20 protein-coding genes are annotated in these 25,899 nt (G+C 54.7%); 12 read left to right on the top strand and 8 right to left on the bottom strand.

The features are described from left to right. Positions 1 to 51 precede the first annotated feature (51 nt). Both ACFQPC_RS16810 and ACFQPC_RS16815 read left to right on the top strand, forming a co-directional pair. Entirely contained in the window at positions 52 to 1,815 is a 1,764-nt protein-coding gene (locus ACFQPC_RS16810; protein WP_382273003.1) for an ABC transporter ATP-binding protein/permease, read from the top strand. A gap of 76 nt (positions 1,816 to 1,891) precedes the next feature. Beyond that, positions 1,892 to 2,668, top strand: a complete 777-nt coding sequence (locus ACFQPC_RS16815; RefSeq protein WP_382273004.1) for a DUF3047 domain-containing protein — start codon at positions 1,892 to 1,894, stop codon at positions 2,666 to 2,668. A gap of 41 nt (positions 2,669 to 2,709) precedes the next feature. Here ACFQPC_RS16815 and ACFQPC_RS16820 read toward each other — a convergent pair whose 3' ends face one another. Further along, the gene (locus ACFQPC_RS16820; protein ID WP_382273005.1) at positions 2,710 to 3,900 is read right to left on the bottom strand and encodes a M20 aminoacylase family protein; all 1,191 of its coding nucleotides are present in this window, start codon (positions 3,898 to 3,900) and stop codon (positions 2,710 to 2,712) included. Positions 3,901 to 4,112: 212 nt separating this feature from the next. Here ACFQPC_RS16820 and ACFQPC_RS16825 point away from each other — a divergent pair, with 212 nt between their 5' ends. Then, positions 4,113 to 5,255: an aminopeptidase gene (locus ACFQPC_RS16825; RefSeq protein WP_382273006.1), complete on the top strand. Its 1,143-nt coding sequence runs from the start codon at positions 4,113 to 4,115 to the stop codon at positions 5,253 to 5,255. A gap of 112 nt (positions 5,256 to 5,367) precedes the next feature. Further along, positions 5,368 to 7,050 (top strand): long-chain-fatty-acid--CoA ligase, encoded by a 1,683-nt coding sequence (locus ACFQPC_RS16830; RefSeq protein ID WP_382273007.1) that lies wholly within the window; start codon positions 5,368 to 5,370, stop codon positions 7,048 to 7,050. Positions 7,051 to 7,144: 94 nt separating this feature from the next. On the opposite strand, the gene ACFQPC_RS16835 is transcribed toward ACFQPC_RS16830, so the two are convergent. Further along, positions 7,145 to 7,561, bottom strand: a complete 417-nt coding sequence (locus ACFQPC_RS16835) for an acyl-CoA thioesterase (RefSeq protein ID WP_382273008.1) — start codon at positions 7,559 to 7,561, stop codon at positions 7,145 to 7,147. Between the two features lie 77 nt (positions 7,562 to 7,638). On the opposite strand from ACFQPC_RS16835, the gene ACFQPC_RS16840 reads away from it, so the two are divergent. The 8 genes from ACFQPC_RS16840 to ACFQPC_RS16875 all read left to right on the top strand — a co-directional run bounded on the left by ACFQPC_RS16840 (position 7,639) and on the right by ACFQPC_RS16875 (position 16,203). Beyond that, positions 7,639 to 9,531, top strand: coding sequence for an ABCB family ABC transporter ATP-binding protein/permease (locus tag ACFQPC_RS16840; RefSeq protein WP_382273009.1), 1,893 nt, complete (start codon positions 7,639 to 7,641; stop codon positions 9,529 to 9,531). A 193-nt stretch (positions 9,532 to 9,724) separates the two neighbouring features. Next, positions 9,725 to 11,011, top strand: coding sequence for a Glu/Leu/Phe/Val family dehydrogenase (locus ACFQPC_RS16845; protein WP_382273010.1), 1,287 nt, complete (start codon positions 9,725 to 9,727; stop codon positions 11,009 to 11,011). A gap of 109 nt (positions 11,012 to 11,120) precedes the next feature. Then, positions 11,121 to 12,023: an amino acid ABC transporter substrate-binding protein gene (locus ACFQPC_RS16850; protein ID WP_382273011.1), complete on the top strand. Its 903-nt coding sequence runs from the start codon at positions 11,121 to 11,123 to the stop codon at positions 12,021 to 12,023. A 61-nt stretch (positions 12,024 to 12,084) separates the two neighbouring features. Continuing rightward, on the top strand, positions 12,085 to 12,816 hold the full coding sequence (locus ACFQPC_RS16855; RefSeq protein WP_382273012.1) for an amino acid ABC transporter permease: 732 nt from the start codon (positions 12,085 to 12,087) through the stop codon (positions 12,814 to 12,816). Further along, positions 12,809 to 13,495, top strand: a complete 687-nt coding sequence (locus ACFQPC_RS16860) for an amino acid ABC transporter permease (protein ID WP_382273013.1) — start codon at positions 12,809 to 12,811, stop codon at positions 13,493 to 13,495. The genes ACFQPC_RS16855 and ACFQPC_RS16860 overlap by 8 nt, the downstream gene beginning before the upstream one ends. Positions 13,496 to 13,505: 10 nt before the next feature. Then, positions 13,506 to 14,231 carry an amino acid ABC transporter ATP-binding protein gene (locus tag ACFQPC_RS16865; protein ID WP_382273014.1) on the top strand — a complete coding sequence of 242 codons (726 nt, stop codon included), beginning with the start codon at positions 13,506 to 13,508 and terminating at the stop codon, positions 14,229 to 14,231. Between the two features lie 99 nt (positions 14,232 to 14,330). Beyond that, entirely contained in the window at positions 14,331 to 15,389 is a 1,059-nt protein-coding gene (gene pyrC, locus ACFQPC_RS16870) for a dihydroorotase (RefSeq protein WP_382273015.1), read from the top strand. A gap of 19 nt (positions 15,390 to 15,408) precedes the next feature. Next, the gene (locus tag ACFQPC_RS16875) at positions 15,409 to 16,203 is read left to right on the top strand and encodes a DUF3025 domain-containing protein (protein ID WP_382273016.1); all 795 of its coding nucleotides are present in this window, start codon (positions 15,409 to 15,411) and stop codon (positions 16,201 to 16,203) included. A gap of 63 nt (positions 16,204 to 16,266) precedes the next feature. On the opposite strand, the gene ACFQPC_RS16880 is transcribed toward ACFQPC_RS16875, so the two are convergent. The 6 genes from ACFQPC_RS16880 to ACFQPC_RS16905 form a co-directional block, all read right to left on the bottom strand. Next, positions 16,267 to 17,874, bottom strand: a complete 1,608-nt coding sequence (locus ACFQPC_RS16880) for an efflux transporter outer membrane subunit (RefSeq protein ID WP_382273017.1) — start codon at positions 17,872 to 17,874, stop codon at positions 16,267 to 16,269. 8 nt (positions 17,875 to 17,882) lie between these two features. Next, entirely contained in the window at positions 17,883 to 21,029 is a 3,147-nt protein-coding gene (locus tag ACFQPC_RS16885) for an efflux RND transporter permease subunit (RefSeq protein WP_382273018.1), read from the bottom strand. Further along, positions 21,022 to 22,191, bottom strand: a complete 1,170-nt coding sequence (locus ACFQPC_RS16890) for an efflux RND transporter periplasmic adaptor subunit (RefSeq protein ID WP_382273019.1) — start codon at positions 22,189 to 22,191, stop codon at positions 21,022 to 21,024. The genes ACFQPC_RS16885 and ACFQPC_RS16890 overlap by 8 nt, the downstream gene beginning before the upstream one ends. A gap of 187 nt (positions 22,192 to 22,378) precedes the next feature. Beyond that, the gene (locus ACFQPC_RS16895; protein WP_382273020.1) at positions 22,379 to 23,698 is read right to left on the bottom strand and encodes a sensor histidine kinase; all 1,320 of its coding nucleotides are present in this window, start codon (positions 23,696 to 23,698) and stop codon (positions 22,379 to 22,381) included. Between the two features lie 41 nt (positions 23,699 to 23,739). After that, complete coding sequence (locus ACFQPC_RS16900; RefSeq protein WP_382273021.1) at positions 23,740 to 24,480, bottom strand: response regulator transcription factor; 741 nt, start codon at positions 24,478 to 24,480, stop codon at positions 23,740 to 23,742. A 187-nt stretch (positions 24,481 to 24,667) separates the two neighbouring features. Continuing rightward, positions 24,668 to 25,753: a porin gene (locus ACFQPC_RS16905; protein WP_382273022.1), complete on the bottom strand. Its 1,086-nt coding sequence runs from the start codon at positions 25,751 to 25,753 to the stop codon at positions 24,668 to 24,670. Positions 25,754 to 25,899: the final 146 nt, after the last annotated feature.

The raw sequence follows: 25,899 nt of genomic DNA on the forward strand, positions 1-25,899 counted from the left end.
GGGCAGGGCAAACAGTAAATCCCGTCGGTCGGTTTTCAACCAAGCTCATTCATGCCTAAACAACGTATAGACTGGCGCGCCGTCTGGCAACTCATCAAGCCATACTGGGTCTCGGAAGAAAAATGGAAGGCGCGCGGTTTACTGTTCGTCATCGTGGCACTGGCATTGGCTGCCGTGTATCTCGAAGTCTTGTTCAATACCTGGAACCGCGAATTTTATAATGCGCTGGAAACCAAGAACTTCAAGGCTTTCACCGAGCAGTTATGGCGCTTCACTTATCTTGCATTTACCTTTATCGCGGTCGCGATTTATCGCATTTACCTGATGCAGTCGCTGCAAATGCGTTGGCGTATGTGGATGACGCGGCAGTATATGGCGCGCTGGCTGCAGCACCAGGCTTATTATCGGATCGAACAGACCGGTACCGCAGACAACCCTGACCAACGTATCGCCGAAGATTTAAACCTGCTGACCAGCGCGACGCTATCCCTATCCCTGGGTTTGTTGTCCAGCGTGGTGACGCTGGTTTCTTTCGTCGGCATCCTGTGGTCGGTCAGTGGCCCGATTTCTTTCATGCTGTCTTCGCATGAAATCACGATTCCCGGTTACATGGTGTGGTTTGCGATTGCCTATGCCGGCGTCGGCTCGCTGATCGTGGGCTGGGTCGGCTGGCCTTTGGTTTCCAAAAATTACTTCCGCCAGCGCTTTGAAGCGGACTTCCGCTTCGGCCTGATACGGGTGCGCGAGAATGCTGAAGCAGTCGCGCTGTATCGTGGCGAGACCGAAGAGGCTGTACAACTGAATGGCCGCTTCCAGCGCATACGTGACAATTGGTGGGGCATCATGCGTACCACCAAGAGCCTGAACCTGGTTTCTACTTTCTACTCGCAGTTCGCCAATATTTTCCCTTTCCTGATGGCGGCACCGCGTTATTTTTCCGGTGCCATTACGCTGGGTGGCCTGATGCAAATCAGTTCGGCCTTTGGCCAGGTGCAGGGTGCCTTGTCATGGTTTATTTCAGCGTTCAGCGATCTCGCTGAGTGGAAGGCCAGTGTCAATCGTCTGGCCGGTTTCCATGCAGCGGTCGATGCCGCCCATGAAGAAAAAGAAGGCGTGCTGGTAACGGCTAATAATGTGGGCGCGATCCTGCTTGATCGCGTGATATTGAATGTGCCGAACGGACCGGCACTGACCACCGAGCTGACAGCAGATATCCAGGCCGGACAGCGCATCCTGATCGCCGGACCATCCGGTTGTGGCAAGTCGACGCTGATCCGTGCGCTGGCCGGGGTTTGGCCTTACGGTGCGGGTAGCATCGAAATCCCGCAGCAGTGGAAGTTACTCTTCCTGCCGCAAAGAAGTTATTTGCCGATAGCGACTTTGCGCGCAGCCATCGCCTATCCCGCCGGCGAAAACAGTTATACCGATCTCGCGATCCGGCATTATCTGGACTTGTGCAAATTGCCACAGTTGAAGAAATTATTGGATCACAGTGATAATTGGAGCCAGCGCTTATCCCCGGGTGAACAACAGCGCCTGGCTTTTGTCCGCGCCTTGCTGACGCGGCCGGATGCACTGTTCCTGGATGAAGCCAGCAGTGCGCTGGATACTGAAACAGAAGAATTAGTTTATCAATTGATATTGCAAGAATTGCCAGAGGCTGTGATTGTGAGTGTCGCGCATCGCGAAAGCGTCGCGAAATATCATAAAATGCGCTGGCAGTTTGTCGCAGACAGTCGTGCGCCGACTATCGTCGATGACGATATAGAGCGCAGCCTTTATACGATACAGCACACGAAGCCCGGCAAAGCTTAAGCAGTCGGGATTACCCGGAACAGGCAGCAAGTATGCGGCCACGCATCGCAAGACGCGTGGTCATAATCACATTGATATGAAATTACTTTCCACACTCATCTTGCTGTCCCTGCTCACTGCTTGTGCGCAATTACCAAAGAGCGGTCATTCTGCCGCAGATACTCCCGAAGGACAGATACTGCCATTTTCAGTGAATGCCAGTGGCGGCTTGCCTGAGCGCTGGGAGCCGATGATCATCAATCGCACCAAGAAGCTCACCGAATACAAACTGGTCGACGATGATGGCAAGACGGTATTGCACGCCCGTGCGGTCGCCGCCGCATCTGGCCTGATGCAAAAGGTGGATATCGATCCCTTGCTGGAGTCGCAACTGAACTGGCGCTGGCGCATCAGTGGCCTGGTACAAACGGCAAATAATTCCGAGCGTGGGCTGGAGGATTCACCGGCCCGCATCATCCTGGGTTTCGATGGGGACAAGGACAGCTTGCCATTCGCCGATCAGATCATGTTTGAAACCGCGCGCCTGTTGACCGGCAGGGATGTGCCGTATGCAACGCTGATGTATATCTGGGGCCGCAAGGCGCCGGTCGATACCATCATCACCAATACCCGCAGCAATCGCGTGAAGATGCTGGTCGCCGAAACCGGCGCATCGGGTGTCGGTGACTGGCATAGTTTTTCGCGCAATATCGCGGCGGATTATGAAAAAGCCTTTGGTGAAAAACCGGGCCGGCTGATCGCCGTCGGTGTGTTGACGGATACCGACAACACCGGCGAAACGGTGGAAGCCTGGTATGGCGATATCAGTTTGTCGACACCCGACAAACAAGCTGAGAATGTTGCAGTGGAATAGCGCCGGACTGATGCAGTCGCGGCGCTTGCAAAAGCCCTGCCTCAGTTCTTGAGGAAGCTCTCCGCCAAGCGTACCCAGTAGGTCGCACCTATCGGCAGCAAATCATCATTGAAGTCATAGCTGGGATTATGCAGATTGCATGGGCCCAGCCCGTGGCCGGCCGAGCGATGATCGCCTTCGCCATTGCCGATGAAGACGTAGCAACCGGGTTTGCCCTGCAGCATGAATGCGAAATCTTCCGCTCCCATTGTCGGCTCCACTTGCGCATCGACATGCGCGGCACCGACGATGCCTTGCAATACTTCCACTGCAAATGCAGTTTCCTTCGGATGGTTAATCAGCGGCGGGTAATTGCGCTTGAAGTGGAAGCTGACTTTCGCATCGAATGCTTCCGCCGTATGTTCGGCAATGTTGCGCATTCGTGTTTCAATCAAGTCCAATACTTTCAGGTCGAAGGTGCGGACGGTACCGACCAGTGTCGCATCGTCCGGGATCACATTGGTGGTGCTGCCGGCATGGATTTGTGTAATTGATAGTGCTGCAGCATCGATCGGGCTCTTGTTGCGCGTGATGATGGTTTGCCAGCTTTGTGCAATCTGCACCGCCACCATGATCGGATCGATGCCTTTGTGCGGTTGCGCGGCATGCGCACCTTTACCGCTGACGATGACTTCGAATTCATTGCTGGATGCCATCATCGGGCCGGGCGTGACACCGAAGTGGCCGACCGGGATGCCGGGCCAGTTATGCATGCCAAACACCGCTTCCATCGGGAATTGTTCGAACAAGCCTTCATCCATCATGCGCTTGGCACCACCGCCGCCTTCTTCCGCCGGCTGGAAAATCAGGTAAATGGTGCCGTCGAAATTCTTGTTTTGTGACAGATAATGCGCCGCGCCGAGCAGCATCGCGGTATGCCCGTCATGGCCGCAGGCGTGCATCTTGCCCTTGTTCTGCGATGCATGCGCGAAGGTATTGAGCTCCAATATAGGCAGTGCATCCATATCGGCACGCAGGCCTATTGCACGCTGGCTGCTGCCGTTCTTCAGGATGCCGACAACGCCGGTGACGCCCAGGCCGCGCACCACGGGTATGCCCCATTCGGTCAGTTTTTTTGCGACCAGTTCGGCGGTATCGTGTTCTTCAAAGCAAAGCTCCGGATGAGCATGGATTTCACGACGGATAGCTTGTATTTCGTTGTGAAACTGGATGATGGGGTCGATCAACTTCATGGTGTCTCCACATTCCTGCGCGCTGATGCTGCAGCTGTTTTGTCTTGCGACAACTGCCGATGGTTGGACTGCAAGTGCCTTCTATCTTACGCCAACTGTCCTGCCGGCGGAATAGGAGATGCAGGCGAATGACATAAGCGTAATAGAATAGATCCAACTACTGCTGCGCAGCGCGCATTGCATATGCGCTTTTGTATTAAAGAATCGGAACAATGAAGAAATCCCGTCGTTTTCCTGCCGCTGAGTCGATATCGCGCCAGCGCCCTGCAATATCGCACTGGCGTTCGGGATTGCTGCTTTGCGCATTGCTGGCGCTGACGGGCTGCGCACAGATGAATTACTACGCGCAGGCAACGCATGGCCAGTCTTCGTTAATGGCTGCTGCCAAACCGATAGATGATTTATTACAAAATCCTGAACTGGAGCCCAAACTCAGGCAACGCCTGTTGACCGCCAATAAAATCCGTCACTTTGCCGTCGATGAACTGGCCTTGCCGGATAACGGTACCTATCAAAACTATGCTGACCTGCAGCGCCCTTATGCCTTATGGAATGTGGTGGCGACGCCCGAGTTGTCGATGCGGCCATTGCAATGGTGTTTCCCGATCGCCGGTTGCGTCAGTTATCGCGGTTATTACAGCGAAGCCGGTGCACAGGCCTTTGCCGAAGAAATGCGTGCGGCCGGCAATGATGTACAAATCATGGGCGTACCCGCTTACTCAACGCTGGGTTGGTATAAGGATCCGGTGTTATCCAGCTTTATCAATTATCCGGATGCCGAAGTTGCGCGCCTGATGATCCATGAACTGGCACATCAGATTGTGTATGTGCAGGGTGATACGCAATTCAATGAATCGTTTGCGACCGCGGTCGAAGAAGTCGGTGTTGATCGCTGGCTGGCGCGCTATGGTGATGAGAAGGCGCGTCAGTCGTATGTGGTGACACAGGAGCGCAAGCAGCAATTCATTGCGCTCTTGCTGCAATACCGGCAAAAGCTGGTCGACAATTATGCATCGGGCCGGACGGATGCCGCCAAACGCCAGGCCAAGCAGGAAATATTTGCTGCATTGCAGGACGATTACAAATTGCTGAAAGCCAGCTGGAGTGGTCATGCCGCTTATGACCGCTGGTTCGCACAAGGCTTGACGAATGCGCACCTGGCGTCGGTAGCGACGTATCATGACCAGGTACCTGGCTTTCGTGCCTTGCTGCGCGAGGCAAATGATTTCCCCGCTTTCTATCGTGCAGTCATCGCCTTGTCGCGGCTTGACAAGGTGCAGCGCGACAGCCAACTAGCCGCTTTGGCAGCCGCCGCGCCGGTGGTTTTGCATGCGGATACTGCGGCTGGCCGCTGACGGCGGCAGCGGGCAGGGACATCAAAATACTTGCGTATCGCCGTTCTGCCCGATAGCATCAAGCTGTATAAGCGGACAATCACTCTAACAACAAAAAAGAATAGAGGTGGAGATGGACAAATTTTGGCTCAAGTCATATCCGGAAGGCATACCGGCAGAAATCGATCCTGCGCGTTACGGTTCCCTGGTTGAATTGCTGGATGAATCCTTCCAGAAATATGCAGACCGCAATGCCTGCGTCTGCATGGATAAAGCACTCACTTATCGTGAGGTAGACCATCTGTCCACCGAAGTGGGAGCCTGGCTGCAAAGCATAGGTTTGCAAAAAGGTGCGCGTGTCGCGCTGATGATGCCGAATGTCTTGCAATATCCGATTGCGATTGCCGCAGTGCTGCGCGCCGGTTATGTCATCGTCAATGTCAATCCGCTGTACAAACCACGCGAACTCGAACATCAACTGACCGACTCCGGTGCTGAAGCCATTATCATCCTGGAAAACTTCGCGTCCACTCTGGAAAAAGTGATCGCCAGCACACAGGTCAAGCATGTGATCGTCGCCACCATGGGTGATTTGTTTGGTGGCTTGAAGGGCGGTATCGTCAATTTTGTCGTGCGCCATGTGAAGAAAATGGTGCCGGCTTACTCGTTGCCGCAGGCAGTGCCATTCAAAGAGGTCTTGCGCCAGGCTGCCGGCATGACCTTGCAGCGGCCAACGCTGGGTCATCAGGACCTGGCCTTCCTGCAATACACCGGCGGGACCACCGGCACGGCGAAAGGCGCAATGCTTACGCACCGCAATATCATCGCCAACGTATTGCAGAATGAAGCCTGGATTTCTCCCGTGCTCAATACCTTGCCGAAGGATAAGCAACTGATCTTCGTCTGCGCCTTGCCGCTGTACCATATCTTTGCGCTGACCACGTGCGGCATGCTGGGTACGCACCTGGGCGTCATGAACCTGTTGATCCCTAATCCGCGTGATATCCCAGGTTTCATCAAGGAATTGATGAAATACAAAGTGCATTTCCTGCCGGCTGTAAATACCTTGTACAACGGCTTGCTCAACAATCCGGATTTTGCCAAAGTCGATTTCTCCGAGCTGAAGTTGTGCAACGGCGGTGGCATGGCGGTACAAAAAGTCGTCAACGATAAATGGCGTGAAGTAACAGGTTGCGCAATTTGTGAAGGTTATGGCTTGTCCGAAACTTCACCGACGGCGACAGCCAATCCACCGACTACCAATGAGTTCACCGGCACCATCGGTTTGCCGGTATCGTCGACTGAATTGAAAATCATAGACAGTGACGAGAATGAAGTAGCGCACGGCAGTGCCGGTGAGATTGCGATACGGGGTCCGCAAGTGATGGCGGGCTACTGGAATAATCCAGTTGAAACCGCGCAATCGATGACCGCGGACGGCTTCTTCAAGACCGGCGATATCGGCGTCATGGATGAACGCGGTTTTACCAAGATCGTTGATCGCAAGAAAGACATGATCCTGGTGTCCGGCTTCAATGTTTATCCGAGCGAAATCGAAGGCGTAGTCGCCGCGCATCCGGGCGTGCTGGAATGTGCGTGCATCGGCGTGCCGGATGAGCATACCGGTGAAGCGGTCAAGTTATTTGTGGTGCGGCGTGATCCGGCGCTGACCGAAGCCGAGCTGATGGCGTATTGCAAGGAACAATTCACCGGCTACAAGAAACCGAAGTCCATCGAGTTCCGCACCGAATTGCCGAAGTCTAATGTCGGCAAAATCCTGCGCCGTGAATTGCGCGACGAGATAAAAACGAGCTGATAAAAAATGCGCCATTACCTTTATGACGGGAATGGCGCATGATTGTTTAAAGTGTCGTACTACTTGCTTATGGTAGTGCTGACTTGTATTAATTTTATTTATGTGGCGGGATCGCCGGCGGTAATTGGCGCGGCTTGCGATCAGCGTTGGTTGCGACATAAGTCAGCGTCGCTTCCGTTACTTTCACGATTTCCACTTCCAGGCGATTGCGTTCTGCATAACATTCCACATTCACGGTAATCGAAGTATTGCCGACCTTGACGATTTCGGCGTAGATCGACAGCAGGTCACCGACGAATACCGGATGCTTGAATAAAAACGAGTTCACCGCAATGGTGACGACGCGGCCATTGGCACGGCGTGTGGCACAGACTGCTCCTGCCAGATCGACCTGTGACATGATCCAGCCGCCGAATACGTCGCCGTGCATATTGGCATCGTTCGGCATGGGGACTACCCGCATCTGTGGAATTTTCCCTGCGGGCAGGTCTGTGTGGTGTTCGCTTGCCATGTTGTCTCCTGTGGATAATTTTGATAACCGCTACAATCCGGAACCCGAAGCATAAACTATCTGAATAAATCTTACCTATGCGCCGCCATTCCGTCTCATCCGAGCCTGTTCCGCCTGCCAGCAACCGCAGCGACTGGAGCACACTCAAGACCCTGATTCCATATTTGTGGACGTATAAATGGCGCGTCGGTCTGGCGCTGGTTTTCCTGATCGCGGCGAAGATGGCCAACGTCGGTGTGCCGCTGGTATTGAAGCGCCTGATCGATAGCCTGACGATTACACCTGGCAGCACGCAGGCGATGCTGGTATTGCCGTTTGGCATACTGATCGCTTATGGTGTATTACGTCTGTCAACGACGCTGTTTACCGAATTGCGTGAATACACCTTTGCCAAAGTTACGCAAAGGGCGGTGCGCACGATTGCGCTGAAAGTATTCCGCCATCTGCATTCGCTGTCACTGCGCTTCCACCTGAATCGCCAGACCGGTGGCATGACGCGTGATATTGAACGCGGTACCAAGGGTATCTCTTCACTGATTTCTTATACCCTGTTCAGCATCTTGCCGACCTTGATAGAAATCGTACTGGTACTCGGCTATCTCGCGTTGCATTACGATATCTGGTTCACCGTCATCACCGGCGTGGCACTGGTCAGCTATATTGCCTTCACTGTCATCGTGACGGAATGGCGCACCCACTTCCGTCGCACGATGAACGACCTGGATTCCAAAGCGAATACCAAGGCCATCGATTCGCTGATCAATTACGAGACGGTCAAATATTTTGGTAATGAAGATTACGAAGCCCGGCGTTACGACGAAGGCTTGAAGCGCTATGAAACTGCGGCAGTCAAATCGCAGACTTCGTTGTCGCTGCTCAACACTGGTCAATCCAGCATCATCGCGATCGCAGTGACGCTGATCTTGTGGCGTGCGACACAAGGCGTGATCAGCGGCACCATGACCCTTGGTGATTTGGTTTTGGTGAATGCCTTCATGATCCAGTTATATATTCCACTGAATTTCCTCGGTGTGATCTATCGTGAAATCAAGCAAAGCCTGGCCGATATGGAGCGCCTGTTTTCATTGCTGGATCAGCATAAGGAAATCGCCGATAAACCGGATACACAAGCCTTGGTGACAAATGGTGCTGAGGTGCGCTTTTCGCATGTCGACTTTAGTTATGAAACAAATCGCCAAATCCTGTTTGATGTGGACTTTACGATCGCCGCAGGGACGACGACAGCGGTGGTCGGGCATAGCGGTTCCGGCAAGTCGACATTGTCGCGCCTGCTGTTCCGCTTTTATGATGTCAACCAGGGTGCCATCCTGATCGATGGGCAGGATGTGCGTGATGTGACGCAGACTTCCTTGCGCCAGGCAATAGGGATAGTGCCGCAGGATACCGTGCTGTTCAATGACACGATCGCTTATAACATTGCTTATGGAAAACCCGGTGCGAGCCATGCAGATATTGTGACGGCGGCACAATCGGCATATATCCATGACTTTATCGAATCGCTGCCGGATGGCTATAACACCATGGTGGGTGAGCGTGGCTTGAAATTGTCCGGCGGCGAAAAGCAGCGCGTCGCGATTGCACGTACTTTACTGAAACATCCGGCTATCCTGATTTTTGATGAGGCCACCTCGGCACTGGATTCCAAGTCGGAACAGGCGATCCAGGCGCAACTCAAGGAAATCGCACAAAACCGTACCACACTGATCATTGCGCATCGCTTGTCGACCATCGCGGATGCGGCGCAGATTCTGGTGCTGGATAAAGGTCGCATTATGGAGCGCGGTACGCACATGCAATTGCTGGCGGCGGACGGTGCGTATGCGCAGATGTGGATGCGCCAGCAGGCGCGGCCGGATGAGGCGCTGGCTTCACCGCTGGAAGGTGCAGATGAGGAAGCTGTTGACGGTGCAGACAAGGCGGCGTCCGGGTTGCCTTTCGACCTGTATTGATATTCTCCGCTTGCCGGATGGAACTACAGGCATGCGGCAGGCTCTATATGACAGAATCGGGCCGGTGTTTTGTTTCACGCATCTGATAAAGGATTAGAATAAGTCCGTATTGCATCAATAAGTCCCGCTGCCCTGCCTGTTTCGCTTGCCGCCATCGTTGACGGCCCGGTCTGAAAACTATAGGAGCGTCGTCATGTCCAGCAAGCACGCAATACCATCCTATCTGACGCCACCTGACATCGGGGCGTGGGGTGTTTATCTGGAACAAATCGACCGGGTGACGCCTTACCTCGGTTCATTGGCGCGCTGGGTGGAAACCATGAAGCGGCCGAAACGTATCCTGATCGTGGATGTGCCGATCGAACGTGATGACGGTACTGTTGCGCACTTTGAAGGTTACCGGGTACAGCACAATACTTCACGCGGTCCAGGCAAGGGTGGTGTGCGTTTCCATCAGGATGTGAGCCTGTCCGAAGTGATGGCCCTGTCAGCCTGGATGACCATCAAAAATGCGGCTGTGAATGTGCCCTACGGCGGTGCCAAGGGCGGCATACGCGTCGATCCCAAGACCTTGTCGAGGGCAGAGCTGGAACGCATGACACGGCGTTATACCAGCGAAATCAATATCATCATCGGTCCCAACAAGGATATTCCCGCACCCGACGTCAACACCAATGAACAAATCATGGCGTGGATGATGGATACCTATTCGATGAACCAGGGCAGCACCGCTTCCGGCGTTGTCACCGGCAAGCCGATATCGCTGGGTGGCAGCCTCGGGCGGCATGAGGCGACCGGTCGTGGCGTGTTTGTTGTCGGCTGTGAAGCGGCCGGCAAACGCGGGCTGGAGATCAAGGGCGCACGCATTGCAGTGCAGGGCTTCGGCAATGTCGGCGGTGTCGCGGCACGCTTGTTTGCCGCCGCCGGTGCGAAGGTGGTGGCAGTGCAGGACCATGCGGCAACCGTGGTGCGTAACAGCGGCCTCGATATTGTGGCATTGCAGGCGTATGTCACACAGCATGGCAGTGTCGCCGGTTTCCCCGATGCGGAGCAGCTGGATGATGCAGCCCAGTTCTGGGGCCTGGATTGCGACATTCTGGTGCCTGCTGCACTGGAACAGCAAATCAATCGTGATAATGCGGCGCAGATCAAAGCCAGCATTGTGCTGGAAGGTGCAAATGGTCCGACCACGCCGGAGGCCGATGATATCCTGCATGACAGGGGTATATTGCTGGTGCCGGACGTGATTGCGAATGCCGGTGGCGTGACGGTCAGTTACTTTGAATGGGTACAGGATTTCTCCAGCTTTTTCTGGACTGAAGATGAAATCAATTCGCGCCTGACGCGCATCATGCGCGAAGCTTTTGCGGCAGTGTGGGCACTGGCGGAAGAAAAGAAAGTGTCTTTGCGTACCGCGGCTTTCATTGTCGGTTGTACGCGTGTATTGCAGGCGCGCGAAATGCGCGGTTTGTATCCTTGATCCATGCCTTGAAACCGTGCTTTATAAATTGCTGGTGCTTGAGATAAACTGAGCTGGCCTGAAATTTGCCAGATACTTTTAAACTGATGACGTGCCTGAAGGAGACATCATGGAATTGAAAAAATTACTTCTGCTAACAGCGACTGCTGGTTTGATGGGCAGCCCCCTGGTGACGGTGCAGGCGCAGGACCTGGGCGGTACGCTGAAGAAAATCAAGGACACGAATTCGATCACTATCGGTTACCGTGAATCGTCTATCCCTTTTTCATTTCTTGACGACAAGCAACAACCTATCGGTTATGCGGTCGACCTGTGCATGAAGATAGTCGATACGGTCAAAGCGGACCTGAAGCTGCCGAACCTGAAAGTAGTGATGCAACCGGTGACGTCAAGCAACCGTATCCCACTCTTGCGCAACGGCACTATTGATCTTGAGTGTGGCTCCACCACCAATTCCAAGGTCAGGCAGGAACAGGTTTCTTTTGGCCCGAATTATTTCGTGATCAATGTGACCGCTGCCGTTAAGAAGACTTCGAATATCAATACCCTGGCCGACCTCAACGGCAAGACTATCTCTACGACTTCCGGTACCACCTCGGTGCCGCTGCTGAAGGGTTACAAGAAAACCGAAAATATCCAGGTCAAGGAAATCTATGGCAAGGATCACGCCGAAGCTTTCCTGCTGATGGCGGATGACAGGGCAGTGGCCTTCGTCATGGACAACATCCTGTTGGCCGGACAGATTGCGAACTCCAAGCGTCCCGCCGATTACAAGATCCTGCCGGAATCGCTGAGCCAGGAACCGTACAGCATGATGTTGCGCAAGGATGATCCGCAGTTCAAGGCGTTGGTGGATAAATCGATAGGTGCGGTGATGAAGTCGGGCGAGATCAACAAGATTTACGCCAAATGGTTTACCACCCCGATTCCACCTAAAGGTTTGAACATCAATTTCCCGATGACGCCACCTATCGAGGAAGCATTCAAGAATCCGAGCGACAAGGGCGTGTAATTGCAGCACACGAGAACCTTGCCAATGAGCTAGGCACGCAATGAGTTAAGGGAGCGGCAGCATGGATCTTGGAATTTTTCTGGAGCAAGTGCCTGACGGCGACGGGACGTGGCTGGAGAGTTTGCTGTCAGGCCTGGGCTGGACCCTGGCAGTGGCTTTCTTTGCCTGGATCTTCGCCTTCGTGGTTGGCTCGATAGTTGGTGTCGGGCGTACCAGCGAGAAGCGCTGGCTGGTTCGCCTGGGCGGTGCTTACGTCGAACTGTTCCGCAATATCCCCCTGCTGGTGCAATTCTTTGTCTGGTACTTCGTGGTCCCGGGCCTGGTGCCGGCGGTCAAGGCGTGGGTGATTACGCTGGATCCGACCGAGCATCAATTCGTGACCGCCGTCGTATGCCTGGGGTTCTTCACTTCATCCCGGATTGCCGAGCAGGTGCGTTCCGGGATTCAAGCCTTGCCGCGTGGCCAGCGTAATGCCGGTTATGCACTTGGTTTGACGACGGCACAGACCTATCGCTATGTACTGTTGCCGATGGCTTATCGCATCATCATCCCGCCGCTGACGTCGGAGCTGATGAACCTGATCAAGAATACGGCGGTCGCGTATTCGATCGGCCTGGTCGAGCTCTTCTTCCGCACGCGTGAAATGGGTGAAATGACTTTCCGTTATTTCGAAGCCTTCGGTGCTGCAACCCTGATTTATGTCGTCATCGCCATGACGGCCAATCGCCTGATGGCTTTGGTGGAGAGACGCCTGGCGGTTCCCGGCTATATCGCGGGAGGTAAACATGGGTGATCTCGATTTTGAAATCATCACACGCACCTGGCCCTATCTGCTGGCAGGCTTGCAATACACACTGCAACTGACCGTGGTGGCCGCCTTTGGCGGTGTGATTTTCGGCACCTTGCTGGCGATGGCGCGTTTGTCCAGCAACAAGACGCTGTCGCTGATCGCAGCCGCGTATGTGAACCTGATGCGTTCCATCCCCTTGTTGCTGGTGATTTTCTGGTTTTACTTCCTGATGCCCATCGTCCTGCAGACGATCACCGGTTCTGAACGACCGGTGCAATTGGGCGCGGATCGTTCGGCCTACATCACCTTCATCATGTTTGAAGCGGCTTACTTTTGCGAAATCATGCGCGCCGGCATACAAAGTATTTCGAAGGGGCAAGTCAATGCGGGTTACGCATTGGGGCTGACGTATCGGCAATCGATGCAACTGGTGGTGTTGCCGCAAGCCTTCCGCAATATGCTGCCGATCTTGCTGACGCAAACCATCGTGCTGTTCCAGGACGTATCGCTGGTCTCGCTCCTGAACGTCACCGACTTCGTTGGTGCTGCGGTCAAGGTAGCGCAACGTGACAGTCGCGTAGTTGAAATGTATCTGTTTGTCGCAGTCGTTTATTTCGTGCTGAGCTTCGCACTTTCGACCCTGGTCAAGCAGTTGCAAAAACGATTTGCCATCATTCGATAAGGACAAGAACATGATTGAATTGGACAAAGTCAGCAAGTGGTACGGCAATTTCCAGGTGTTGACGGATTGCACGACACAAGTCGCGAAAGGCGATGTAGTGGTGGTTTGCGGTCCGTCGGGATCGGGAAAATCGACCCTGATCAAAACCGTCAACGGTCTCGAACCCTTCCAGCAGGGAAAAATCACGGTGGATGGCATTTCGGTCGGGGATCCGAAAACCAATCTCTCCGGCCTGCGTTCACGCATCGGCATGGTGTTCCAGAATTTTGAATTGTTCCCGCATTTATCCATCAGCGAGAACCTGACGCTGGCGCAGGTCAAGGTCTTGAAGCGCAGCTTGCCGGATGCGACGGAGCGTGGCTTGAAGTATCTGGATCGGGTCGGCCTGATCGCACACAAGGATAAATTTCCCGGCCAGCTTTCCGGTGGCCAGCAGCAAAGGGTGGCGATTGCGCGCGCCTTGTCGATGGATCCGATTGCAATGTTATTCGACGAGCCGACTTCGGCATTGGATCCGGAAATGATCAATGAGGTGCTGGATGTCATGGTGGGCCTGGCGCACGAGGGCATGACCATGATGGTGGTAACGCATGAAATGGGTTTCGCCAAGAAAGTGGCGAACCGCGTGATCTTCATGGATAAGGGTCTGATTGTTGAAGATTGCACAAAAGATCAGTTTTTTGGCACGACCCGCTCGGATAGGGCGCGTGATTTTTTGGCCAAAATTATTCACTGATACAGGTTTTTGCCACGCCAGCCGTCCCGCCGTATGGCCGGGACGGCTTTTTTTCGGGGCGAACGGGTAAAATAGCGGCAGTCCCAAGAAAGAGCCGCCATGACCACACAATCCGCTACAAATCGCCCTTCCAGCATTACCATCACCCGCCCGGACGACTGGCATCTGCATTTGCGCGATGGCGCAACGATCGCCTCGGTCCTGCCTGATACCGCGCGCCAGTTCGCGCGCGCCATCGTCATGCCCAACCTGAAGCCGCCGGTCACGACGACGGCACAGGCCATTGCATACCGCGACCGTATCCTGGCTGCCTTGCCGGCCGGCATGTCGTTTGAACCACTGATGGTGCTGTACCTGACCGACAATACGCCGCCGGAAGAAATCCAGCGTGCGAAGGAAAGTGGTGTCGTGCATGCGGTGAAACTATATCCTGCCGGTGCGACGACCAATTCGGATGCCGGTGTCAGCGATTTGACCAAATGCTATAAAACGCTGGAGATGATGCAAAAGGTCGGCATGCCTTTCCTGGTACATGGCGAAGTGACCGATCCGGCCATCGATATCTTTGACCGTGAAGCAGTGTTCATCGACCGTGTGATGCAACCGTTGCGCCGCGATATGCCGGAACTGAAAGTGGTGTTCGAACACATCACGACCAAGGATGCTGCGCAGTATGTGGCCGAGGCCGACGGTCACGTCGGTGCGACGATTACCGCGCATCACCTGCTGTACAACCGCAATGAATTGTTCAAGGGCGGTATCCGTCCGCACTACTACTGCCTGCCGGTATTGAAGCGTGAAATACACCGCCAGGCATTGGTGGCGGCAGCGATTTCCGGCAGCAATAAATTCTTCCTCGGTACCGATTCGGCACCGCATGCGAAAGGTTTGAAAGAACATGCCTGTGGTTGCGCCGGTTGCTACACCGCACTGCATGCGATGGAGTTGTACACGCAAGCCTTTGACCAGGCGGATGCGCTGGACAAGCTGGAACAGTTCGCCAGCTTTAACGGTCCTGACTTCTACCGGTTGCCGCGCAATACCGGCACCATCACCTTGCAACGTGAAGAGTGGAAAATCCCGGCCGAGGTACCATTGGGCAATACGACCCTGGTGCCTTTGAACGGCGGTGAAACCATAGGCTGGAAATTCGTCTGAGTATTTTGCTGAACGCCGTATGAGTGCATCCTTCCTGTCCGGCATAGACTGGTCGCGTCCATGGCTGGCCAATGTACGGACCGTCGGGCAGGAGTTGGCGCAAGCCGGTGACTGGCAGCAGGAATTGAACCGACGTGCGACAGCAATGGGTTTGCACAATCATCGCGGCTTGCCTTTGCGCTTCGTGCCACAAGCCGAGCTGCCGACAGATACTGCATATGAAGCGCACATCAGCCAGACCGGGCATGTCCCGACGCGGGATAATTTGCACGACTTCTTCAATGCACTGGTCTGGCTCACTTTCCCACAAATCAAGATACAGCTGAATTTGCTGCAGGCGCAGGAAATTGAACGCTCTTCTGTCGCAAATGTAATAGCGCCACGCGGCAAGCTGCGCGATGCCGCGACTATCTTCGATGAAAATGCCGTGCTGCTGGTCAGTGCGAATCAGGGTTTGATGTCTGCCCTGCGCGAGCATGAATGGGAAGAAGTCTTCGTCACGCGGCGTGCAGAATTCGAGCAGGATTGCCGCGTGTATTTATTCGGCCATGCCCTGATGGAAAAGCTGGTGCAACCGTATAAGGCGATTACCGGCCATACCTGGATAGTGGCGCAAGCATGCCCGCCTGATGACCTATCTTTGTCCGGGCAGTGTGCATGGGTGGACCAGACTGTCGCGCAACAGTTGGTACATGGCCTGACGACCGCTGATTTTTCGCCTTTGCAGATGCTGGGTGTGCCGGGGTGGTGGCCGGATCAGGATAAGGACTTTTATTGCGATACGTCGGTGTTCCGGGCCAAACGTAAGCATTAAAAAGGCAGTACAGCGTGATGCTGGACTGCCTTTTTTTATGAAGCCGATTAATAGGTGCTGCTATTAGTCAGCAGCAGTTTTATTTCCTGCAAGCGGATCGAGTGCTGCCGTTTTTTCTTTATCGATGCGATGCCACCAGCCGCCACCCAGTGCCTGGAATAAGGCTGCGGTATCACCCAGGCGCATTGCACGTGCCTGCGCGACATTCAATGAGGCCTGGCGGTATCCCTGTTCCGCATTGATCAGGACGACGCGATCGATGTAACCACGCGCATGCTGTTTTTGCGTCAGGGTCAGCGTGGTCTTGGCAGTTTCTGCCAGCGCCGCACTTGCCTTCAAGGCTTCAGCGTCTGCATGGATCGCATGCAGGGTGTCAGCTACGTTCTGGAATGCCGTGATGACGGTTTCCTTGTACTGTGCTGCTGCCTGCTTGTACGACTCTTCGGCCGCACGTTGACGATGACGCAACACGCCGCCATCCAGCAAAGGCATGGAGATATTCGCAGCTAATTCAAAGAAGCGACCTGAGTTCCAAAACATCTGGCTGAACTTGCTGGCTGCGCCACCCCAGGTTCCATCGATGGAGAATTGCGGCAAACGATTTGCCAGTGCAACACCGATTTGCGCACTTGCAGCATGCAATTGTTCTTCCGCTGCGCGTACATCAGGGCGTTGATCAATGACTTGTGACGGCAGGCTTAATGGCAAGTCTTCCGGCAACTGCAAGGACGCGAGGTCGAAGGATTCAGGCAAGTCGCTGTCTTGCATGCCACCGGCCAGTGCGCGTAACAGATTACGGGTTTGCTCGAATTGTTTTTGCAGCGGCGGCAGTTGTTCTTTCGCTTGGAGCAAGGTGGTTTGTTGCAAGCTCAGGTCCAGGCGTGATGCATAACCGGCCTTGAACTGACGTTCCACGATTTCGACCGATTTTTCATTCGAGGAAATGATGGTTTGCAGGATACCGATTTGTTCGCGTAACAGGGCTTCCTGGATCGCGGCCGCAGTGACATTCGAAGCGAGCGTGATGTATGCAGCTTCGAGTTGCAGCTTTTGATACTTGGCTTGCGCTTCCAGTGTTTCCACTTGTCGACGGTTCGCGCCGAAGACATCCGGGGTAAAGCCGACCGTCAGTTGCGTGGTGTGGAAGTTATAGATCACAGGTGCATTGAACGGCGCTTTGCCGCCTTCCGCCGCCGATGGATTGGCGACGGTGCTGATCACCGTGCCATTACCTTGTACGCCGGGCGAATTGCCACCGAGGTTGCCGGCGATCTTGGTGCGGGAAGGCGAATATCCGGCACTCAGGCTAGGGAAGAAGAAGCCTTGTTGCGCGTAGACGTTTTCCTGTGCCACCCGCAGTGCAGCTTGCGCTGACTCTATGCTCGGATTGGCGGCAAATGCTTTTTCGATCAGCGCGTTCAATTGCGGCGAGCGGAACAGTTTCCACCAATCGGCCTGGATATCCTGCGCTACGACAAAGCGCTGTGCATTACCGCCACTGACTGAGGCAGTGCTCGTGCTCTCTGGCAATGGCTTGGGTGAAAACGCTTGCGACGGCGTCAACTCCGGCCGCTTATAGTCGGGGCCGACGGCGCAACCGGTCAACAGCAGCAATGCACCTGCCGCGGTTACGCTTGTGACGGAGTAGAAAGTCTTATTTATCTTTTTCATGATTACTCCTAGCTCGCAGTGGCGGTTGGGCCGGCGGGCAATTCATCCTTGCTATCTTCATTTTCAGAGAAGTTGGCAAACAGACGTATGGCAACTGGTAACACCAGCAGAGTAAACAGCGTACCTGTGATCACGCCGCCGACGATGACACATGCAAACGGGCGTTGGGTTTCGCTACCGATGCCGCGTGACAGGGCGGCAGGCAATAAACCGAGACCGGCCATCAGGGCCGTCATCAGGATCGGGCGCAGGCGTACCACGGCACCCTGCACGATGGCATCAGCCACTGCGGCACCTTCGCGTACGCGCAACAGTACTTCTTCCACCATGATCACACCGTTTTGCACCGAGATCCCGGCAACGGCGATGAAGCCGACCGCGGCTGAAACGGACAAGTGCAAACCGGACAAGCCGAGTGCAGCGAGGCCGCCGATCAAGGTGAATGGCACCATGCCTATTACCAGGCTGGCCAGGCGTACCGAGCGGAAGGCCCAGAACAATAGCGAGAAGATCAGCAGGATGGTCAATGGAATGATGACCATCAGGCGTTTGGCCGCCCGTTGTGAATTTTCAAACTGGCCGCCCCAGCTCAAGTCGTAACCCGGTGGCAGTTTGACTTGCTCGGCCACTGCGCGTTGTGCTTCTTCGACGAAGCTGCCTTGGTCGCGACCCAGCAGGTTCATCTTCACGATGACGCTACGCGAACCGGATTCACGCAAGATACGTGAAGCGCCTTGTCGTACTTCAATCGTTGCCACATCGCTCAGTGAGACTGTGCCGGGCCCGTTGCCGACCTGGGTGCCGGGCACTGCCAGTTGCAGGTTGCTTATCGCATCTATGCTATTGCGATTTTTTTCACTGATACGCACCACTACGTCGAAGCGCTTATCTTCCTTGTAGTAATTGGTCACCGCGACGCCTGACATGGCTTGTGTCACCAGCGTATTGACGTCATTGATCGAGATGCCATAGCGCGCCAGCCTGCTGCGGTCAGGTGTCACCACGACTTCGGTCTGGCCACCTATGCGCGTTGCTTCCACATCGGTCGCACCCTGTATGCCTTTCACTACACCAACGACTTGCGCGGCTTTGTCTTCCAGGATGTCGAGGTTGTTGCCACTGATTTTGGCGACGATTTCACCGCGGAAGCCGGACAGTGATTCTTCGACGTTATCCTGAATCACTTGCGAAAAGTTGGTCGTGATGCCGGGGATGGACGCGAGGTTTTCCGACATGCTGGCAACCAATTCTTCCTTGCTGCCAAAGCGCCATTCCTTGCGTGGTTTCAGATCGACCAGGCTTTCCAGGTTGTTCGGCCCTTTCGGATCGGAGCCATCGTCAGGGCGACCGGTTTGCGTGATGATATGCGCAACTTCCGGGTAAGCCTGCAGTTTGGCCCGTACCAGGCGCTCAACATCTTTGGTGGTCTCCAGTGAGGCGGAGGTCGGTAACGTAATGGTCAGCCAGATATTGCCTTCATCCAGCTTGGGCATGAACTCACTACCCAGCCGCGGCGCCAGCAGGAAGGCGATGACCACAGGTATCGCCGAGATCCATAGGGTCTTGCGCGCATTCTTCATCGTGAAATCGAGCACGCGCTGGTAACGCACCTGCAGCCATTCCAGCCAGGGCTTGTGTTTCTCCGCCAGCGTCCGTTTTTGCAAGACGTAGGACAGCAGCGTCGGCAAGAGCGTGAAGGTGAGCAATACTGCGCCTATCAGTGCAAAGGTCAGCGTCAATGCCACCGGCGTGAAGATTTTTCCTTCCACGCGCTGGAAGGTAAAGATAGGAACGAAGGCCAGGATGATGATGGCTTTGGCAAACAGTACCGGATGCGACATATCCTTCATCGTCTTGTACAGGATGTGCAAGCGATGTGAGCGCGCATCGTGCGGATTGGTATCGTGTACTGATTTAACCGCCAGCCTGACCATCAATGCTTCAACGATAACCACGGCGCTATCGATGATGATGCCGAAGTCGACTGCACCGAGGGAAATCAGGTTGGCCGAGACGCCGCGTGCATTCATCAGGATGAAGGCGAACAATAGCGAGAGCGGGATCACGGTGGCGACGATCAGTGCGGCGATCCAGCTCGACAGGAAGGCCACCAGGACTGCGATGACCAGCAGCGCGCCGATGATCAGGTTTTCCGCAACGGTACTGACGGTATGCCGGACCAGTTCCGTACGGTCATAGATCGGAATGATCTTGGCGCCGGCCGGCAAGCGCGGTTGCAACTGTTCAATCCGCGCTTTCAGTTCTGCATTGATTTTGGATGGGTTGCCGCCTTTGGTCATCGAGACGATGCCTTCGACGATGCTGTCCCGGTGATCGGCTGCCACGATGCCGAAGCGCGGACGTTCGCCCGAACGCACGGTGGCAATGTCACCGACCGTAATCGCGCGACCCTGGCGTGCCGTGATGACAACCTTGCGGATATCGTCGGTGCTGGTGAACAAACCGGCGGAACGTACCACCAGCGAAGCATCACCTTGTCGTACCAGGCCGCCACCGGCGCTGCCATTGCCATTGTTGACGGCCTGGCTCAGTTGATCCAGCGTGATCTGGTATTTACGCAATGCGAGCGGATCGACTTCGATCTGGTATTCCTTGATCGCGCCACCAAAGCTGACGACATCGGCGACGCCGGGTGTCATGCGCAAGACCGGACGTATGGTCCAGTCCTGCAAGGTGCGGATCTCGGTATCCGTCAAGCCGGGAGCTTCGATCGTGTAGCGATAGACTTCACCGACTGCGGTGGAGAGTGGTGCGAGTTGTGGTTGCACGCCGCTCGGCAGGGTAACGGTGGACAGTTTTTCCGTTACTTGCTGGCGTGCAAAGTAATTGTCGGTATCCTCGGCAAAGGTGAGGGTCACGATCGACAAACCGGTCATGGTGACCGAGCGTACATTGGTCAGGCGCGGGATGCCGGCCATTTCGCGTTCGATCGGCAGGGTGACCGAGCGCTCCATATCTTCCGGGGCCTGGCCGGGCAATTGCGAGATGACGCGTACCTGTACGTCCTGTACATCAGGGAAGGCTTCGATCGGCAAATTGGATAATGCGTAGCCACCGAAACCGATTAATGCACCTACCAGGACAAATACAAAAATCCGCTGCGTCATCGCGAAGACGATGAGACGATCAATCATGGCTGTCGCTCTCGTTCAATTCTGCGTCGAGCAATAGAGCGCCTTTGGTGACGATGCTTTCGCCGCCTTTGAGCCCTTCGCCTACATAGCTGATATTGCTACCGCGTGTGATTAATTTGACTTTGCGTTGCTGGAATTCGCCGGGTGCGATTTGTACGAATACGAAGCTGTAGATGCCGCGCGTGACGATAGCGCTATTCGGTACGGCAACACCATTGCCACTGTCTTGTTGCACTGAAGCGCGCACAAACATTTCCGGTAACAGCTTGCCATCCGGATTGTTGAGACGGGCGCGGATCGTGATACGACGGCTGTTGGGATCAACCGCTTGTCCGAGTTGTACGATCTTGGCGCTGAATTGTTCATTCGGATAAGCGTCGCTTTCGACCGAAACCGTGCTGCCGAGCTTGATCTGGCTCAGCATTTTTTCCGGCACATCGATCATCAGCCACAGTTGCTTGGGATTGGTGACGACGAATAGTGGTGACGACATGCCGGGACTGACTTCCAGTGCCGGTGTTGCGGTACGTTCGGTCACCACGCCATTCATCGGGCTCAACAGGCTGATGCGCTGGCCGCGGATGACCATGCCATTCGGATTGAGGTTTTTCAGGCGCAGCTCGGCGCGTGCTGTTTCAGCCTGTGCCTGCGTATAGTCGGCGAGTGCATTTTCGACGTCTTTGGCGGCAATTGCTTCGCCTTCGCCCAGGTCTTTCGCACGTTCGTAGACCCGACGCTTGTGATCGAGGTCGGCTTTGGCCTTGTTGATATCGGCATATGCAGTGCCGACGTCAGGCGAATCGATTTCCGCCAATACCTGGCCAGCCTTGACGGCATCACCCGGAGCCGCCTTGAGTGCGACGATGCGACCGGAAATGCTGACTCCTATGCGTGCGGTGACGTCTTCATCGTAGACCAGGTGTGCGCTTAACTGGTCGCCTAATGGCACTGGTGAAGCCGGAATGTTTTGCGCCTCTATCATGACCAATTGCGGTGCACTATGCGAATAGCGCAGCGTGTCAGGCGAATTCTTTATTGCCGATACCGCTGCGCGTGCTTCCTGCGCTTCTTGCGACGGTGGCGTTTCCTTCCCGCCACAGGCCGCCAGCAGTACGCTTGTCCCCAATGCTGCGGCTATCGTTATTTTTTTAAGTCCTTGCATATACCTTCATCCTTTGATTCGCGTGTGTACATGGCTTTTTGTTATCTCTGCTCCGGGCAGAAAGACGCAGCCTATGCGATCTCAATCTTACGAGGAGTGGTAGGGAAAACCGAGCAAGTAGGCATTACCATTCGGTAACGTGTTGGCGTGCGGATACAATGCGGTCTCCTCGAACCGGAAAAATCTTTTAGACGGGATTGGGGGCCAGCGTCATACGGACTATCAGGCCGGGTTTTGCGTCTGAAAATTCGAGGTTGCCACCATGCAGGCGCGCAATCGCCAACACGCTGGCCAGGCCCAGCCCGTAGCCGGGGCGGCTGCGGTCGAGGCGGTAGAAGTGGGTGCCGATGCGGGATAATTCGGCGGCCGGGATGCCGCTGCCATTGTCGCGCACGATGATCGCCGCACCATGTGTGTCGGTGGTGGTGCGGACTTCCACTGCGGCGTTTTCGCCAGCATATTTCAATGCATTATCGACCAGGTTGGCGATGGCGCTGGCCAGCAGCTCACGATCGCCATTGGTGACTGGTTCTGCCTCGAAAACCGCCGTCAATTGCACGGATTTCTCTTCTGCCACCGGTTCATACAATTCCAGCACGTCGGCAACGACATCATTGAGTGAGATGGAACTGAAAGTCTGGCGCCGGGTGCCGGACTCTACTTCCGCCAGGTTCAGCAGCTTGTTGAACATGACGCTGAGGTCTTCCATTTCATGGAGCGCGAACTGCAGTGCTTCATCGCGCGCCTGTGTGCCTTCGTGCTCGCTTTTGCGCAAGCGCAGCAGGATACGCGTCATCGGTGTGCGCAGATTGTGGGCAATGGTGTTGGAAATGTGGCGTACGCCATCCATCAGGCGTTGTTGCTGGTCCAGCATGCTGTTGATATCGCGGCTGAGGCGGGAAAATTCATCTTCCTGTTGCAACAGCGGGATACGCTGGCTCAGGTCACCCGCTTCGATATGCGTGACGATCTGGTGGATGCCGCTTAGCCTTTGCCCGAGTTCGCGCCGGAACAGTAAAGCGCCGGCGATCGACATCAGCAAACCTATCAAGCCTGCGATCAGGCTGGCACGATCGAACAGCCTTTCGATTTCAAGCTGGTGATTGATATCGCTACCGACCACCAGCTTGCTGCCGTCCGGCAGTTGCTGGATGTACATGCGCCCTATGGCTTCGCGCCCGCTACGCATGACGCGGGTTTCCACCATGCCTTCCTTGTTCTTGGCTTTATGCGGGATGGATGGGATATTGCCGATGACTTTTTCGCCATAGGGATTGACCAGCAAATAGATCTCGGTGTCCGAATAGACGCCGTCGCGCAGGATATCCTTGATTTGCTGGGCGACAGAAGCCTCGCCATTTTCGATGAAGTCGTTCAGCAGGCGTTGTGAATTGGAGGCGATATGGCGGTCAATCTGGTTTTTCAGCACATTGACCGTTTGGGTATAGAAGACCGCCAACAGCACCAGCATGGATAGCACCAGCAGCGCGCTGTAGTTAAAGGCCATGCGAAAGGCCACCGATCCCCATAGTTTGAAGCCGGGCAGTTTCATATTGCCGATTTGCCCACGGTTTTCGACAGGCCGTTTTCATCTGCCGCTTCTGTCTGAGGGTTGGCGGTAAGGATATAGCCGAGATTGCGGCGGGTATGTATCAGTGGCACCGCAAAGCCTTTGTCGACCTTGTTGCGCAAGCGGCTGATATGGGCGTCGATGACATTGGTTTGCGGGTCGAATTGATAATTCCATACCGATTCGAGCAACATGGTGCGGGTCAGGACCTGGCCTTTATGCGTCATCATGTACACCAGCAGGCGGAATTCCCGTGGCTGCAGGTTAAGCGGACGTCCGCCCCGTTCAACACTGCGCGTCAGCAGGTTGACCTTCAGGTCTTCTACGCACAGTTCCCGTATCACTTCATTCGGCTGCGTCCAGCGCAGCAGCGCTTCCACCCGTGCCGCCAGTTCCGGGAAGGCAAATGGTTTGGTCAGGTAATCGTTGCAACCGGCTTGCAAGCCACGCACGCGCTCGTCAATTGCTGACAGCGCGCTGAGGATCAGCACCGGCGTACGCTTGCCCATTTCGCGCAGGGCGGTAAGGATTGATAAGCCGTCTATACCTTGCGGCAACATGCGATCGAGGATGATCACATCCCATTCACCACTGACTGCCAGTTCCATACCGTCGATACCATCCGCACAGACGGTCGCATCGTAGCCTATCTCCTTTAGCCCTTTGGCTATGTAGAGCGCATTATGCGTATCGTCTTCTATGATCAGGCAGCGGTGCATCTGGCCTCCGGGTTTGTTGCTGGCGTACTGTTTATTTACAAACTGGATTCTACGATGGATCAGCCGCAATGTTGCGGATATCCAAATGGCAGGGATGTTCGGGGAAATGCAGGCAATAAAAAAAGGCACCCGAAGGTGCCTTTTTCTTTCGTACAGTTCAAACCAAGCAGGCTAGGCCTGCCGGGAATTAGAACTTGTGACGGATACCAACGTTGAAGATCGAAGCTGTTTCGCCCAGTGGAGCTGTACCGCCCAGACCGATACGGGAACCGTTATCGTTCGATGTACGGGAGTAACCGGTGTACAGGTTGGTGCGTTTCGACAGATCGTACGAGTACGAAATAGCGAATTTTTGTGCGTCAGAATCGCCAACCGTACGGTTGTCGTTAGCGCTGTACGAAGCAAACAATGTACCTGGGCCGATTGGAGCGCTAGCACCGATCATGTAGTTACGGAATTTAACTTCTGTACCGATTGGAGCTTCCAATTTGGTATCAGCGTATGCGCCGTGCAGTTTAACAACGCCGAAATCGTAAGTTGCGCCCAAGAGCATCAACTTGTTTTCGCCAGTTTGAACCAAAGCTGCGTTTGTACGGTCTTGGTTGTGGTAAGCGAACTGAACGTTCAATGGGCCATTTGCGTAACCCAGGCCGAGGCCGTAGTTGCTGTTTGCGCCAGTGTCGCCAACTGTTTCGCCGAAGCCGTAAGCTGCGTTAGCTTTGAAGCCGCTGAACGAATTCGATGTGTATTTAACCGAGTTCGAGATACGACCGAAGTCACCAGCCAATGCGCCGTTGAAGAAGATCGAGCTGATCGCACCAACTGTGCCGCCGTCACCGAACGGATCGATTTGGTCGTATGCATCTTTGATTACCGAAGTTTGGCGACCCAACAGAACGGTACCAAATGCTGCGCTTTGCAGACCAACAGTTGCGAAACGGTTAAAGCCGCCCGAGTTGTTCGACAGGCCGGTGTTAGGACCCGAAGTAGCTGCAGTTGCTGTGTTGAATGCAGCGCCAGTGTCAGCAGCGATAGTTGCTTCCAATTGGAACAGAGCTTTCAGGCCATTGCCCAGATCTTCTGTACCTTTGAAACCGATACGGCTAGCCGATTGGCCACCGGAATCGATACCGTTTTTGCTGCCTGCAGCGGAGCCGTCGTCCACGTGTGCAAAGCCGAGGTCAACGATACCGTAGACGGTAACGGACGATTGTGCCGATGCAGCACCTGCAAATGCGCCCAATACGGCTAATGCCAGAAGCGATTTTTTCATTTAAATGTTCCTCAAATGTTGTTTTAAAAATGCATCACTTGACTAGCAAGTGGTACATGAAGTCCTGCGGAGCTGCCTGTCTTGCCCAATCCTTATTGCAAGACGACGATTGATTGAAACAAAATCCGCTGTGAGTGACAACCAAA

The sequence above is a fragment of the Herminiimonas glaciei genome, assembly GCF_042664955.1.
GTDB lineage: Bacteria > Pseudomonadota > Gammaproteobacteria > Burkholderiales > Burkholderiaceae_D > Oxalicibacterium > Oxalicibacterium glaciei.

Excerpts from the sequence above, each read along its gene's own strand:
- ACFQPC_RS16850 (WP_382273011.1), top strand. The coding sequence starts at position 11,121 with ATGGAATTGAAAAAATTACTTCTGCTAACAGCGACTGCTGGTTTGATG.
- ACFQPC_RS16845 (WP_382273010.1), top strand. The coding sequence starts at position 9,725 with ATGTCCAGCAAGCACGCAATACCATCCTATCTGACGCCACCTGACATC.
- ACFQPC_RS16890 (WP_382273019.1), bottom strand. The coding sequence starts at position 22,191 with ATGCAAGGACTTAAAAAAATAACGATAGCCGCAGCATTGGGGACAAGC.
- ACFQPC_RS16835 (WP_382273008.1), bottom strand. The coding sequence starts at position 7,561 with ATGGCAAGCGAACACCACACAGACCTGCCCGCAGGGAAAATTCCACAG.
- pyrC (WP_382273015.1), top strand. The coding sequence starts at position 14,331 with ATGACCACACAATCCGCTACAAATCGCCCTTCCAGCATTACCATCACC.
- ACFQPC_RS16885 (WP_382273018.1), bottom strand. The coding sequence starts at position 21,029 with ATGATTGATCGTCTCATCGTCTTCGCGATGACGCAGCGGATTTTTGTA.
- ACFQPC_RS16865 (WP_382273014.1), top strand. The coding sequence starts at position 13,506 with ATGATTGAATTGGACAAAGTCAGCAAGTGGTACGGCAATTTCCAGGTG.
- ACFQPC_RS16880 (WP_382273017.1), bottom strand. The coding sequence starts at position 17,874 with ATGAAAAAGATAAATAAGACTTTCTACTCCGTCACAAGCGTAACCGCG.
- ACFQPC_RS16840 (WP_382273009.1), top strand. The coding sequence starts at position 7,639 with ATGCGCCGCCATTCCGTCTCATCCGAGCCTGTTCCGCCTGCCAGCAAC.
- ACFQPC_RS16810 (WP_382273003.1), top strand. The coding sequence starts at position 52 with ATGCCTAAACAACGTATAGACTGGCGCGCCGTCTGGCAACTCATCAAG.
- ACFQPC_RS16830 (WP_382273007.1), top strand. The coding sequence starts at position 5,368 with ATGGACAAATTTTGGCTCAAGTCATATCCGGAAGGCATACCGGCAGAA.
- ACFQPC_RS16875 (WP_382273016.1), top strand. The coding sequence starts at position 15,409 with ATGAGTGCATCCTTCCTGTCCGGCATAGACTGGTCGCGTCCATGGCTG.
- ACFQPC_RS16860 (WP_382273013.1), top strand. The coding sequence starts at position 12,809 with ATGGGTGATCTCGATTTTGAAATCATCACACGCACCTGGCCCTATCTG.
- ACFQPC_RS16855 (WP_382273012.1), top strand. The coding sequence starts at position 12,085 with ATGGATCTTGGAATTTTTCTGGAGCAAGTGCCTGACGGCGACGGGACG.
- ACFQPC_RS16815 (WP_382273004.1), top strand. The coding sequence starts at position 1,892 with ATGAAATTACTTTCCACACTCATCTTGCTGTCCCTGCTCACTGCTTGT.
- ACFQPC_RS16895 (WP_382273020.1), bottom strand. The coding sequence starts at position 23,698 with ATGGCCTTTAACTACAGCGCGCTGCTGGTGCTATCCATGCTGGTGCTG.
- ACFQPC_RS16900 (WP_382273021.1), bottom strand. The coding sequence starts at position 24,480 with ATGCACCGCTGCCTGATCATAGAAGACGATACGCATAATGCGCTCTAC.
- ACFQPC_RS16820 (WP_382273005.1), bottom strand. The coding sequence starts at position 3,900 with ATGAAGTTGATCGACCCCATCATCCAGTTTCACAACGAAATACAAGCT.
- ACFQPC_RS16825 (WP_382273006.1), top strand. The coding sequence starts at position 4,113 with ATGAAGAAATCCCGTCGTTTTCCTGCCGCTGAGTCGATATCGCGCCAG.
- ACFQPC_RS16905 (WP_382273022.1), bottom strand. The coding sequence starts at position 25,753 with ATGAAAAAATCGCTTCTGGCATTAGCCGTATTGGGCGCATTTGCAGGT.